The sequence below is a fragment of the Sphingobium indicum B90A genome (assembly GCF_000264945.2).
GTDB classification, from domain to species: Bacteria; Pseudomonadota; Alphaproteobacteria; order Sphingomonadales; family Sphingomonadaceae; genus Sphingobium; species Sphingobium indicum.
The window spans coordinates 830,863-843,979 of record NZ_CP013070.1 but is presented as its reverse complement, the minus strand read 5'-3'; the positions used below and the strand labels follow the sequence as shown (position 1 = coordinate 843,979).

12 protein-coding genes and 1 tRNA gene are annotated in these 13,117 nt (G+C 66.3%); 2 read left to right on the top strand and 11 right to left on the bottom strand.

The window, feature by feature from the left end; all coding sequences use genetic code 11:
- Positions 1-99 precede the first annotated feature (99 nt).
- The 9 genes from uvrC to SIDU_RS04165 all read right to left on the bottom strand — a co-directional run bounded on the left by uvrC (position 100) and on the right by SIDU_RS04165 (position 8,995).
- Positions 100-2,013, bottom strand: coding sequence for an excinuclease ABC subunit UvrC (gene uvrC / locus SIDU_RS04205; RefSeq protein WP_007685362.1), 1,914 nt, complete (start codon positions 2,011-2,013; stop codon positions 100-102).
- A gap of 335 nt (positions 2,014-2,348) precedes the next feature.
- A complete protein-coding gene (locus tag SIDU_RS04200; protein ID WP_025160884.1) occupies positions 2,349-2,975 on the bottom strand; it encodes a F0F1 ATP synthase subunit B family protein in 627 nt (208 codons plus the stop codon).
- Positions 2,968-3,462 carry a F0F1 ATP synthase subunit B family protein gene (locus tag SIDU_RS04195; protein ID WP_007685360.1) on the bottom strand — a complete coding sequence of 165 codons (495 nt, stop codon included), beginning with the start codon at positions 3,460-3,462 and terminating at the stop codon, positions 2,968-2,970. Before SIDU_RS04195 ends, SIDU_RS04200 begins: the two co-directional genes overlap by 8 nt.
- An 88-nt stretch (positions 3,463-3,550) precedes the next feature.
- Positions 3,551-3,778, bottom strand: a complete 228-nt coding sequence (locus SIDU_RS04190) for a F0F1 ATP synthase subunit C (RefSeq protein WP_004207392.1) — start codon at positions 3,776-3,778, stop codon at positions 3,551-3,553.
- Positions 3,779-3,831: 53 nt separating this feature from the next.
- Positions 3,832-4,617, bottom strand: a complete 786-nt coding sequence (locus tag SIDU_RS04185) for a F0F1 ATP synthase subunit A (RefSeq protein ID WP_007685348.1) — start codon at positions 4,615-4,617, stop codon at positions 3,832-3,834.
- A 51-nt stretch (positions 4,618-4,668) separates the two neighbouring features.
- Positions 4,669-4,989 carry an AtpZ/AtpI family protein gene (locus SIDU_RS04180; protein ID WP_007685346.1) on the bottom strand — a complete coding sequence of 107 codons (321 nt, stop codon included), beginning with the start codon at positions 4,987-4,989 and terminating at the stop codon, positions 4,669-4,671.
- Between the two features lie 189 nt (positions 4,990-5,178).
- Entirely contained in the window at positions 5,179-5,580 is a 402-nt protein-coding gene (locus SIDU_RS04175) for a YdbL family probable chaperone protein (RefSeq protein WP_007685344.1), read from the bottom strand.
- On the bottom strand, positions 5,577-5,765 hold the full coding sequence (locus tag SIDU_RS04170) for a YnbE family lipoprotein (protein ID WP_007685342.1): 189 nt from the start codon (positions 5,763-5,765) through the stop codon (positions 5,577-5,579). Before SIDU_RS04170 ends, SIDU_RS04175 begins: the two co-directional genes overlap by 4 nt.
- Positions 5,762-8,995 carry an intermembrane phospholipid transport protein YdbH family protein gene (locus tag SIDU_RS04165; RefSeq protein ID WP_007685340.1) on the bottom strand — a complete coding sequence of 1,078 codons (3,234 nt, stop codon included), beginning with the start codon at positions 8,993-8,995 and terminating at the stop codon, positions 5,762-5,764. The genes SIDU_RS04170 and SIDU_RS04165 overlap by 4 nt, the downstream gene beginning before the upstream one ends.
- Before the next feature lie 86 nt (positions 8,996-9,081).
- Between SIDU_RS04165 and radC the strand changes: the two genes are divergently transcribed.
- Complete coding sequence (gene radC / locus SIDU_RS04160) at positions 9,082-9,819, top strand: RadC family protein (RefSeq protein ID WP_409349300.1); 738 nt, start codon at positions 9,082-9,084, stop codon at positions 9,817-9,819.
- 250 nt (positions 9,820-10,069) lie between these two features.
- Here the strand turns inward: radC and SIDU_RS04155 are convergent.
- Positions 10,070-10,143, bottom strand: a tRNA-Gly gene (locus tag SIDU_RS04155).
- Positions 10,144-10,204: 61 nt separating this feature from the next.
- Positions 10,205-11,137 carry a sugar kinase gene (locus SIDU_RS04150; RefSeq protein WP_007685335.1) on the bottom strand — a complete coding sequence of 311 codons (933 nt, stop codon included), beginning with the start codon at positions 11,135-11,137 and terminating at the stop codon, positions 10,205-10,207.
- A gap of 179 nt (positions 11,138-11,316) precedes the next feature.
- On the opposite strand from SIDU_RS04150, the gene SIDU_RS04145 reads away from it, so the two are divergent.
- Positions 11,317-12,888: an ATP-binding protein gene (locus SIDU_RS04145; RefSeq protein WP_039979950.1), complete on the top strand. Its 1,572-nt coding sequence runs from the start codon at positions 11,317-11,319 to the stop codon at positions 12,886-12,888.
- Positions 12,889-13,117 lie beyond the last annotated feature (229 nt).

Here is a 13,117-nt window from a genome sequence, read left to right as displayed (position 1 = left end):
GGCGGGCCGCTCCTTATGGAAAGGAAATCATGCCCCGGTCAAATGGCGATGGTCAAACGGGGATGGCTCCGTTCGTCGCAGGGAATGCCCTGAGACCGATCAGCCGTGGAAATAGTCATAGACCTGCTGCGCCACAGCCTTGGAAACGCCCGGCGCCTTCAGCAGGTCTTCCAGCGCCGCGCTTTTCACCGCCTTGGCGGTTCCGAAGTGCATCAGCAGCGCCTTCTTGCGGGACGGGCCGATGCCCGGCACCTCGTCGAGCGAACTGACGGTGATCGCCTTGCTGCGCTTCTGCCGGTGCGCGCCGATGGCAAAGCGGTGCGCCTCGTCCCGCAGGCGCTGGAGGTAGAAGAGCACGGGATGGTTGAGCGGGAAACTGATCTCCCGCCCGTCAGGCATGTGGAAGACCTCCCGCCCTTCGCGCCCATGGTGCGGCCCCTTGGCGATGCCGATCATGCAGACATCCTCTATGCCCATATCTTCCAATATGGCGCGGGCGGCGGACAATTGCCCCTTGCCGCCGTCGATCAGCACCAGGTCCGGCCATTCGCCGCTGTCGCGATCCGGGTCCTCCCGCGCCGCCCTGCCGAAGCGTCGCTCGAACATCTCGCGCATCATCGCGAAATCGTCCTGGGAGGTTGCGGGGTTCTTCATGTTGAACTTGCGATAGGCGTTCTTGCGGAAACCCTCCGGCCCCGCGACCACCATGGCGCCCAGCGCATGGCTGCCCTGGATATGGCTGTTGTCGTATATCTCTATCCGGTCGGGCACGCCCTCCAGGCCGAACGCCTCCACCATCTCCTCCAGCACCTTGGCCTGGGTGGTGGTTTCAGCGAGGCGGCGGTCGAGCGCCTCCACGGCATTGCGCTGCGCCTGTTTGATCAGGCGGGTGCGCTCGCCGCGCTGCGGCACCTCTATCCGGACCCTGGAGCCGATGCGTTCGGTGAGCGCCTGCGCCATCAGTTCGCATTCCGCCGGCGCGCGATCGGCAAGGATCAGCTTGGGCGGCGGCACCTCCTCGTAGAATTGCGCCATGAAGCTGGCCAGCACCTCATCCTCCGCCACTTCGGCGGTGTGGACGGGGAAGAAGCTGCGATGGCCCCAATTCTGCCCCCCCCGGATGAAGAAGGCCTGGATGCACATCGCACCGCCCCTGGCCGCGAGCGCGAAGATGTCCGCATCGCCCAGCCCTTCGGCATTGATCGCCTGGCTGCCCTGGATGAAGGTCAGCGCCTTCAGCCGGTCTCGCAGCACAGCCGCCTGCTCGAAATCCATGGCGTCGGATGCCGCCTGCATCGCCTCCCCCAGTTTCTTCTGCACGGCGGTCGACTTGCCGCCCAGGAAATCCTGCGCATCCTTCACCAGTTCGCCATAGGCGGCGTCGTCGATCCTGCCCACGCAAGGCGCGGAACAGCGGCGGATCTGATAGAGCAGGCAGGGCCGCGAGCGATTGGCGAAGAAACTGTCGGTGCAGCTTCTGAGCAGGAACAGCTTTTGCAGCGCGTTGATGGTCCGCGTCACCGATCCGGCGCTGGCGAAGGGGCCGTAATAGCGACCCTTATATTTGCGCGCGCCGCGATGCTTCTGGACGCGGGGAAAGTCATGATCCTCGCGCAGCAGGATGAAGGGGAAGCTCTTGTCGTCGCGCAGCAGGACATTATAGGGCGGGCGGAAACGCTTGATGAGCTGCGCCTCCAGCAACAGCGCCTCCGCCTCGCTGTTGGTGGTGACGATCGTCATGGAACGGGTCTGGGCGACCATGCGCTGGAGCCGCTTGGGCAGGCGGTCGACCTGGGTATAGCTGGTCACGCGGTTGCGCAGCGCCCGCGCCTTGCCGACATAGAGCACGTCCCCTCGCGCATCCTGCATGCGATAGACGCCGGGGCGCGTCGGCAGGGCCTTGAGCGTGGTGCGGATCGCCTCCACGCCCGCCTCCATGTCGGGCTGGCTGCCGGTGACGGTGAAGGCCGCCTTGTCTTCATGGAAACGATCGGGAGATTGCGGGCCGGACATGCGGCAGAAATAGCGGGCCCGGCGAGGATCGCAATGGCGCCGGCGGACGGCATGGCAAAATAGGGGGGTCGGGTGGAGAGCGGACCTCTCCTATCCCTCCCCATCTTTGATGGGGAGGGGGACCGCCGCTGAAAGCGGTGGTGGAGGGGATGGGGCACGACCTCCGAATTTCCCCTCCACCATGCTTCGCATGGTCCCCCTCCCCACGCTTCGCGTAGGGAGGATTTAGGGGCCGCTAATGGCCCACCCAAACCACAAACGCCCACACGACCAGACAAACAAAAAGGCCGGCGCGACGATCCGCACCGGCCCTTTTTTCCACCCCTGGAACAGGCTCAGACGCTGGGGCCAAGCCCCTTGATCGCGTCGTCGACCAGCAGCTTATCGGCCTTGGCGTCATGCCCCTGCGCGATCAGCGACGCGGCGGCGCCGGTGGCGGCGCGCACGGCTTTCGTCCGGATGTCGGCGATGGCCGCGCGCTCGGCCGCGCCAATCTTGTCCTCCGCCATCTTCTGACGGCGCGAGACGAGAGCGGCCGCATTGGCCTTCGCATCCTCCAGCAGCGTGGCCGCCTCATGCTCGGCCGACTTGCGCATCGTCTCAGCCTCGCCGGCGGCGGCGGCCAGCCTGGCTTCATATTCGGCCTTGAGCGCTTCGGCTTCGGCGCGCAGCTTGGAGGCTTCCTCCAACTGCGCCTTGATCTGGGCGATCCGGCCGTCCAGCGCGCCGCCGATCAGGCCGGGCACCTTCTTGACCAGCAGGATCAGGATGAACACCGCCATCGCCAGGCTGACCCAGGCCGTGGCGTCCATGCCGACGGCCTTCGGGTCGGTATGCGGAGCCACGCCTTCATGGGCGACGGTGCCGACCGGCTCCATCCCCTCGGCATGGATCGCCTCGTTTAGGTGCGGGGCTTCCGCCCCACCCTGCTCTCCAGCTTTATGCTGTGCTGCCTCAGCCATGGGCCAGTGCCGCCTTTACTGCGTTGCGGGCTGCATCTTCCGAGGCGTTGACGCCGGAAATGCGAGCCACCATGTCGCGCGCTGCGTCAGCGGCAACGGTTTCAATCTCTGCCATGGCTGCGTCGGTTGCAGCCTTGATGCGGGCTTCGGCCGCGGCGATCCGGCTTGCGATGTCCGCATCGGCGGCTGCCAGCCGGGCTTCGGAAGCCTTGGCCGCCTCTGCCTTCGCCTTGGCCAGGCTTGCCTGGGCGACGGCGCGGCTTTCGGCATCGCGGGCGCGATAGTCGGCCTCCGCCTCGTCAGCGCGGGCGAAAGCCGCCTTGGCGGCATCCAGATCGCCGGTGATCTTCGCGTCGCGCGCATCGGCCGTCGCCTGAACCTTCGGCACCATGCCGAGGCCGATGACGAAGAAAACGAAACCGAAGGTCAGCAGCAGCCAGAAGATCTGCGATGAATAGGTTTCGGCAATTTGCGCGATTTGAGGCATTTTTCGGGTCCGTCCGATCGGGGCGCGGTCAATCAGGGAACGGGCATGGATGACATGGAGTCATCCATGCCCGCCCCAAAGCGGCTGTTCAGGCCACGAACACCAGGATCATGGCGATGACGAACGCCAGCAGACCCAGAAGTTCCGCGGCGGCGAAACCGATGAACAGGCGGCCCTGCTGACCGTCGGCGGCGCCGGGGTTGCGCAGCGCGCCTTCGAGGAACGAGCTGAAGACGTTGCCCACACCGAGGGCGGCGATGCCCGCACCGATGGCGGCCAGGCCAGCACCGAGCAGCTTTGCGGCTTCTGCGTCCATGTTCTAAACTCCTTTTCTAAATTCTATTCGAACGTTGAGGTAATGACGGAAAATCAGTGCAAGTTCTCGGCATCGTTGATGTAGACCGAGGTCAGCAGCGCGAACACATAGGCCTGGATCACCGCGACCAGCACTTCCAGGGCGCTGATGCCGATCATCAGGATGAAGCTGGCGCTGCCGACGGTCAGGCCGTAACCGACGCCCGCATTCGATGCGTTGATGACGAAGCCCGCCAGCACCTTCAGCAGCACGTGGCCGGCGGTCATCGCGACGAACAGTCGCAGCCCCAGGCTGAACGGGCGCACCATGAAGGAGATCAGCTCGATCGGGAAAATGACCGGGATCATCGGCAACGGAGTGCCGTGCGGCACGAACAGCGAGAAGAAGTGCAGGCCATGCTTGTAGAAGCCCACCGCCAGCACGATCGCGAAGCTCATGATCGCGAGCACGCCGGTCGCCGTGAAATGGCTGGTGAAGGTGAAGGGGTGCAGGCCGACCAGGCCCAGCGGCAGCAGGCCGAGCAGGTTCGCCAGCAGGATGAACATGAACAGCGAGAAGACATAGGGAATATACTTCTTGCCGCCTTCGCCCACATTGGCGATCAGCAGGCTCTTGATGAAGCCGGTCATATATTCGACCGCCATCTGCCAGCGGCCGGGGACCAGTTCCCGCTTCATGCCGCCGACGACGAAGATCCACAGCACGACAGCGGCGGCCACCATATAGAGGGCGCTGTTGGTGAAGGCGATGTTGAAGCCGCCGATCGACAGATGGTCCGTACCGAACAGCGGTTCGATCGCAAACTGGTGCATCGGATCGATTTTGCCGGATTCTGCCACGCTGGACCCCTGTAACGCCTAAACCTTCGGACCAAGATAAAAGCGTCCCTGTCAGTCGGGACGCTTCGTCGTCGTCAATCTGATGATGTTCCTGAACGCCGCCACGATCCCAAGACCGAGGAATGCCAACAGGAGCCAAGGGGATGTCCGCAGGAAGTAGTCCAAAGTCCCACCAACCACGGCACCGCCGGCAAGACCGCCGATCAGCTCCGCGAGAACCCTGTTGCCCAGGCGCGACCCATCGTCCGCCTGCTGCACCTGTGTCCCCTGTCTGACCTTTTCGGCTTGTTCGGCCTGTGCGATCCGCTCCTCCAAAGAAGCGATCCGCGCATCCTCCCCCGCCGGGTCCTGCCCCGGTGCATCCGCTGCCATGCCGCATCCCTCCGTCCAGGCTTTAGAAGCCAACGTCAGGCGGCATGGCGGTTACGGCTGCACCCGTCAAGGCGCGGCCCGTTTAGAAAGGGCTTTGGGGAGTGTCAACCGTCGTTGGGCAGGAGATTTTCCCGCCCGAACGAAGCTGGGTCCAAAGTCCACTAGCGCGGCCGGGCGACCCTTGGCAAATCAGCCGGCCGTGGCGCAATAGCCCGGCAGCGCGATGGGGCCGGCGCCCTTGGTCTGCCACGCGCCGGCGCCGATGCGATAGACCTGGCCGGGCTTCACCCGGCTGCTGAGCGTCTGGCATCCCGTCGCCGCCGCGACATCCTGCACCGTCACGCCGCGCTTGCCGGCAAGGTCGGTATAGGCGGCCCTGCGCTTGATGTTGATCGACTCGACCTCCTGCCGCACCGCGTCGCTGACCGATCCGGCAATGCCGAGATAGCCGTCGGCCTGCTCGCCCACCGTCCCCGCGCTCATGGCGGCGGCGACGGCGCCGGACTGCGCCCGCGCGGGGGAGGTCATGACCAGGCCGGTCGCCAGCGCCACCGCGGCCGACGCGGCGATCATCAAGAATTTGCGTGTCATTGCGGGAACAACTCCGGATTATTCTGGATCAAATCCTGCGCGTCGCGTTGCAGGCGGACGACGACTTCCTGCTGCACCTTCACATTGAGGTTGATCTCTATGGGCTTGTCGGGCGCCTTCACCTGGATGCAGCCCCCCAGGGCCAAACCGGCGAAGCCCGCCGCGATGATCGTTCGCTTCTTCATTTCTGCTCCCCGTTTCGCATAGTTTCGCTTTCGGCAGGCTGAACTGCAACCCCCTGTTGGCCCATCCTGGACCGCATAGCCTCCTGCATCTGGTCGCCTATGCTGTTCTGTATGAGGGTCGATGGGTCGATGAAGGATTGCGCCGTTCCCAGGAGGCCCCGGAAAGGCGCGGCGATCCGCACGTTGAAGATGAAGGGAAGGCCGGTGAAATTCCGCGCCAGCCCCGCCGGCGCCCCGCCGATCTGCCCTCGATTGACGCCGTTGAAGACGACGTTCGTCACCATTTCGCCGTCCAGCGCGCCGTCCATCAGGATGGTAAGGCATTTATATTGGAGATTCTTGAGCGCATCGAAGGCCAGCCGGCCCATCGCGCCCAGTTGCTCGTTGGACACCGGCCCCACATAGGACAGCGTCCCCGACTGGCGCGTCGGATCGCAGGGGATGGTGGGCAGAACGCCCTCCGGCATCATCAGCGGCGGCATGCCCTGCTGCCGCGCGGTCAGCACGCCGCCCGCCACGCGCCCGCCCTGCGCGTTAAAGATCAGAGGCATGATGCCGTCGAACGTCCCCGTGGCGGAAATATTCTTAAGGTCCATCGCCTGGATGAAGGCGCCCGCGTCCAGGCCGATGACGCGGAAGGTCATGTATCGGTCGACATCGGCGCTGAAATCCATGGTCGTCGGCAGCAGGACCAGTTGCCCCCCGGAAAAGGGCCATCCGCCCCCTTCGATCCGCACCTTCTGCCCCGCTTCCAGCCGATAGCGCACATGGCCGTCGCGAACCTCCACGCCCGGATTGACCGACCTCATCCGCACTTCCTGCCCCGGCGCGCTGACCAGGCCGAGCAGGTCGGTGAAGCGCAGTTCGCCCGACAGCCCCTCCACCGGGCCGAAAGCCGCCGCCAGGGCGGCATTGTCGGTCCGGAACAGGCCGTCGCTGGTCACATGCGTTCCGTTCCAGCGGATATGCCCTTCCCCGCTGACCTGCGCGGTCACATTGGCCACCACGCCAAGGGCGAGGCGGGTCACATCCTCCGGCTGCAGACCCGGACCAAAGGACAATCCCGGAACCGCCAGATCCGCCTTGCCGCGCCCGCTGCCCAAATCGTGCGCGATCACGGCACGGGCGACCAGCGCGTCGTTGCGCGGCGCCCGCAGCGATCCGGTCGCGGCGATCCTCGAATCCTTCAGCGTCAGCGCGAAGTCGGGGACGTTCAGCGGTTCGAACCGGCCCGGCGCCTGCGCATCGCGCACCGTCATCTCGGCGGCCAGCTTCAGCGCGCCGTCGGCGAAGCTCCAGTCGCCCGCGCCATTTTCGACGATCAGCGGCACGGACCCGATCCGTCCGCCCGCGCCAGTCAATCGGCCGCCCAGCCCCTTGGCCGTCGCCTTTCCGGTCAGCGTCGCCGCGCTCAGCCGAACCGGCGAATCCTGCGGCCCGATCGCCAGTTCGGCATTGGCGAGCGCGAAGCCCTGCCGCCCCATGGCAAGGCGGGCGCTGTCGGCGGAAAGGCGCATCGGGCTATCCCCGCTTTTCCCGGCCAGTGCTAGCTTGCGGATTTCGGCGCCGCCGCGCACGCCGCCCGGCCCGACCGCCAGCAGCGACCGCCCGACGGGGCACAGCGTCTGCCGGGTCCGCCCAAGCGAGAAATTGCCATAGCGCGCCTCGATCAGCGAGATCGGCACGCAGCGCGAGTTGATCGCCAATGCGCCGTCGGCGCTCATCTGCCCTTCGACCGGCGCCGCCAGCCCGCGCAGCCTTCCGCCGGGAAGCGGCCCGTCGAGCCGCAGCTGCGTCGAAAAGCGCGTATCGCCCTTCGGCCCCGCGACGAACCGCACCGGCTCCAGCGACAGCCTGGCATCGCCCGCCGCATAGGGTTCAACGAACAATTGTCCGCCCAGGCCTCCGCCCGGCCGACGCGCCAGCCGCAGCGCCGCCCTGGGAAATCCGCCGCCCTCCGTCGTGATCGCCCCGTCAAGCGCCCAGTCGACCGGCTGTCCGCCCTTGCCCGGCCAGCCGACCGTCACGCGGCCGCCTCCCGGAATGGCGATCCGCGCACCGCTGCGCGCCGAAAATCGGGCATCGGTCAGGGCCAGGCTGCCTCCCTTTCCCCGCTGCGCAAAGGCGAGGCCGGTTTGCAGGACATTGTCCTCGCCCGCCCGCCGCACCGCATCGGCGAGGCGCGCCGCCAAGGGGCCGACGGGCGTCCCGGCAGTCGATGCGCGCGCAGCGGCCAGGGGGTCGCGCCCGGCGAAGCGCAATTGCCGGACGGACAGGCGACCCTTCAGGCCCATATCGCCCCTGCCGGCATGCCAGGCCCCCCGAAAGTCGGCGGGGCCGGCCAGCGCGCCGCCGGCCGACAGGGCGGCCGCCCCGATTCGCGCTCGCCCGGCCGTCGCATCGGCCGTCCCGTCGAAATCGATCCGCCCGGCAGGCCGCGCCAGAACCATGCCGCCGGACCTGAGCGCCTCGCCCATAAGGTCGACCCGTCCGGTCCAGCGATCCAGCGCCTTGCCGAGTCGGACATCCACATCCGCGGCCGGTTTCGCGATGGCGATGCCGGCATCGCGGCAGGCCAGCGCTTCGCCGCGCAGCGGGCCGGAGAGATGCGGGCGTCCATCCTGCATCGCGATGTCCAGCATCGCCCGCAAATTTGCCAGGCCGCATCCCTTGCCGCCCGCATTGGGCATCGCCGCCGCCAGCCTGCCCCGGAAGCCCGACCGCAGGTTCCCCTGCCCGTCAATCTGCATGCCGATAGCCCCGGCATCTGTATCCAGCCGCAGCCGCGCATCGCTCAGCGCCAGCAGAATGTCGGGCAAGCTGAAAGGCGCGGCGGACTTCGGATCGCGGAACTTGTCGACCTCCCCCAGGTTCAGCACGCCGTTGCGCAGCGATCCCCGCATCCTGACGCCGCCGGCCCGCACCGCCGCCACTTGCGGGGCCAGCCCGGTGAAGGCGATGTCCACCTCCACCCAGCGCGCCGTCAGGTCGGGACGGGCGGGATCGCCCAGCACGATATTCTCGATCCGCTGGGTGCGCAGGCCGATGTCCGCCAGGTCGTAGCTGCCCTGCACGCCCCGACGGTTGAGTTCGCGGCTGATGAAATTTTCGGCGATGGGCGCGCGTTGCGTCCACAGCGCGGCAAGGACCAGCGCCAGCGACCCCGTGCCGACGCCAAGCCAGCGGAGCCAGCCCCGGCGAATCTCCTTTTCGCCGTCTTCATCTTCCATGCTTATGGTCAAACCCGCGTGCTCAAGTCCGTAACGCCTGCATAACGTCCGATCACTCCTAAATATCCTTGCCCGATAAATCCGCAATGAATAGCGTCCGCATCGGCACATGGGGGACAGGTAGGATTTTGGCGGACCGGAATTTGAAGGCCACGCACGACGGTATCGGGCATCGCGCCCGGCTGCGCCAGAAATTGGCGGAAAATGGCGGCGAAGCGCTGCACGACCATGAACTGGTCGAATATCTGCTGGCGCTGGCCATACCCCGGCGCGACACCAAGCCGCTGGCCAAGGCGCTGCTGCGGGAATTCGACGGCATTGGGGGGTTGATGGCGGCCGACTGGCAGGCCATCGCCCGCGTGCCCGGCATGGGCGACACCAGCATCGCGGCGATCAAGATCGTGCAGGCGACGATGCTGCGGATGCTGCGCAACGAGGTGGCGGAAAAGCCGGTGCTGGCAAGCTGGCAGGCGCTGCTCGACTATCTGCGCGCCGACATGGCCTTTCTGACGGTGGAGCGGGTGCGGGTGCTGCACCTCAACAGCCGCAACATGCTGATCCGCGACGAGCATATGGGCGACGGTTCGATCGACCAGGCGGCGATCTACGCGCGGGAGGTGATCCGACGGGCGATCGACCTGGGCTCGGCGGCGCTGATCCTGGTCCACAACCATCCGAGCGGATCGCCCGAACCCAGCCGCCAGGACATAGAGATCACCCGGCAGATCGCCGAAGCGGGCAAGCGGCTCAACATCGCGGTGCACGACCACATCATAATCGGGACGCAGGGGCATAGCAGCCTGCGCGCGAAAGGATTGATCTAGGGTGTGTGGGGATTCAGCCCATGGCGGGCTGCAAATGGCGGCTTTCCGCGCTTCCGGTGCTCACGTACCTTTAGTACGCTGCGCTCCGGGTCGCGAAAAACCACCATTTTCGGCTCGCCATCACCTGAATGTCGATACAGCCTAGGACGCGCTGCGTCGGAGCGATTTTCAAGCAATCGACGGTTGAAATCGCGCAAAGCAAAAAAGCCGCGCCGGCGGCAAAGGCAAGTCTTTGAAGATCGGGAAAATCTGGAGCGGGTGAAGGGAATCGAACCCTCGTCGTAAGCTTGGGAAGCTTCTGCTCTACCATTGAGCTACACCCGCCCGGGCGAAAGCGGCTTAGCCTTTGATCCCGTTGGCGTCAACGCGGCCGCGGCGGAGAATTTCAGAGGTCGGCATAGGGCGCATCCGCATCGCGGGCCGGTATGGCGCCGCGGCGACCGATGTTCCAGCCCGCCAGGCGATGGCCCGAAAGCGCGGCCTGGCGCGGCGGGGAGCCGGCCAGGCGGGCATGGAGATAGCCGCCGTTGAACGCGTCGCCCGCGCCGCTCGAATCGACGACGGAAAGCCTGGCGGGCGGAGCGACGATGGCCCCATCCACCAGACAGCCTTCCGCGCCCAGTTTCACCACCACCTCGCGCCCGTCGCCGGCGCCCCAGCGTCGGGCCGCATCCAGGGCATCGTCGGCCTCGCCCATCTCCACCTCATCGGCCAGGGTGGGCAGGCCGATGTCGCTGAGCGCAACGGCACGGTCGCGCCAGTGGCGGGCGGTCGCGGCGTCGGGCCAGAGCCTGGCGCGATAATTGCCGTCGAACGCCACTCGGCCCCCATTTGCCCGAACCGCACCGCACAGGGCGAGCAGCTTTTCCCGCGCCTCCCCGGACAGGATGGCAAGCGTGATCAGCGAGAAGTAGAGCAGGTCCGATCCTGCGGCCCGCTCCACCATGGCGGCGCTTTCGGGCAGGTCGAACATGCGCCTGGCGGCGGCCTCCCCACGCCAATAATGGAAGCTGCGCTCGCCCTGGGCATCGGTCTCTATGGCGTAAAGGCCGGGCAGCCTTCCCTCGACGGCGAGCAGCAGGGAGGTGTCGATCCCCTCTCCTTCCCAGGCGGCGCGCAGGTCCGCGCTCATCGGATCGGCGCCGATCGCGCTCGCGAAGCGGACCTGGTCGCCGCAGCGGGCGAGATGGATCGCCGTGTTGATGACATCGCCGCCATAACGCAGGTTCCAACCCCCGCCCGAAACGCCTTCGCCCGAAGCGCGGCTGAGTTCCAGCATCGCTTCGCCGACGACGGTTATCCCTGCGGTCCTGCCCATGTCCGTTCCATCCTGCTGCCGAGGGCGCCTCCTTGGCGCGGAGGGCACGGCCAAGTCAATGCCGCGGCGTGCCCGGCGGGCGCCGACAATCGCTTTCGCAAGCGGAACGTCCGGAACCTCTGCGCGTTGTCCATATGTCCATGACGGGCATGCTATTCGAGGGGAATCCCCAAATGACTATGGCGGCACCGGAAGGGTCTGGAAACTGCTTCGAACTGCTGGTCCAGAACGTCACCGACTATGCCATCTACATGCTGTCGGCCGACGGCATCGTCATCAGTTGGAATGCCGGGGCGCGCCGCTTCAAGGGATATGAGGCCGAAGAGATCATCGGCGAACATTTCTCCCGCTTCTACACGCCGGAGGATCAGGCGGCCGGCATGCCAGCCCTTGCCCTGGAAACCGCTGGCCAGGCCGGCCGGTTCGAGGCGGAAGGATGGCGCGTGCGCAGGGACGGAACCCGTTTCTGGGCGCATGTCGTCATCGACGCGATCCGCAACGCGGCCGGCGAACTGATCGGCTTCGCCAAGATAAGCCGCGACCTTACAGAAAGGCAGGAAATGCAACTCGCGCTGGAAGAGGCGCGGGAGGCCGTGCTCCAGGCGCAGAAGATGGACGCCATCGGCAAGCTGACCGGCGGCGTGGCCCACGACTTCAACAATCTGCTCGCCGTCATCGTCGGCAGCCTGGACCTGGCGCGGCATAGGCTGGCGACCGGGGCGGACGTGTCCCGCTATATCGACAATGCGATGACCGCCGCGGAGCGCGGGGCGACGCTGACGCAGCGGATGCTGGCCTTTGCGCGCAAGCAGGAACTGAAGCCGCAAAGCGTCGACTGCGTGGCGCTGGTGCGGGACATGGCCGATCTGATGAAGACGACGCTGGGCAGCGGGATCGCCATCGAAACCCGCTTTCCCCTGCACCTCAGCGCCGCCCACGCCGATCCGGCGCAGTTGGAACTGGCGCTGCTCAATCTGGCGATGAACGCCCGCGACGCCATGCCCGGCGGCGGACGGATCATCATAGAGGGGGCGGAGGCCATCGTGTCGAAGGCGCAGCGCACCGATCTGGAGGGCGGCCATTATGTGCGCCTGTCCGTCATCGACGAGGGGGAGGGCATGGACGCCGCCACGCTGGAAAGGGCGCGCGAACCCTTTTTCACGACAAAGGGCGTCGGCAAGGGCACGGGCCTGGGCCTGTCGATGGTGCACGGCTTTGCCGAACAATGCGGCGGTTCGATGACCATCGTCAGCGAACAGGGCCGGGGCACCACGGTGTCGCTATGGCTGCCGATGGCGCCCGCCGGCCGGGTGGAGGAGGCTGTCGCCGACATTCCGAACGCCCTGGCATCGGTGGTGACGGAGCCGCTGGTGATCCTGGCCGTCGACGATGACGATCTGGTGCTGACCAACACCGCCGGCATGCTGGAAGAGCTGGGGCACACAGTGTTCCAGGCGACGTCGGGCGCGGACGCGCTGCGCGTTCTGGAGCAGGGCAGCGTCGACCTGGTGATCACCGACTATGCCATGCCGGGCATGACCGGCACGCAGCTTGCCGACGAAATCGACATGAGGACCCCGGGACTGCCGGTTGTCATCATAACGGGCTTTGCCGAACTGCCGCCGAACGTGACCCGGCGGCCACGGCTGGACAAGCCGTTCAAGCAGGCGGAACTGGCGCGCATCGTCACGGCGGCGACGCGGGGCGGTCAGAAACTCATCAGGCTGGCCGCCCATTCGGACGATCTGTGAAGGCGGCTATCCCTAGGGTGTATCGGCATTCAGAAGATGGCGAGCCGAAAATGGTGATTTTCCGTGACCCGGCGCGCAGCCTACTCAAAGTAGGTGAGCACCGGAAGCACGGAAATTGAAGCGAGGCACGTGACTCGCTTCAACCATTTGCAGGCCGTCAGGGCTGAATGTCGATACAGCCTAAGAATGGGAAGGGTCGGGAATGTCCTGCCCCCCTTTCCGCCGGCGC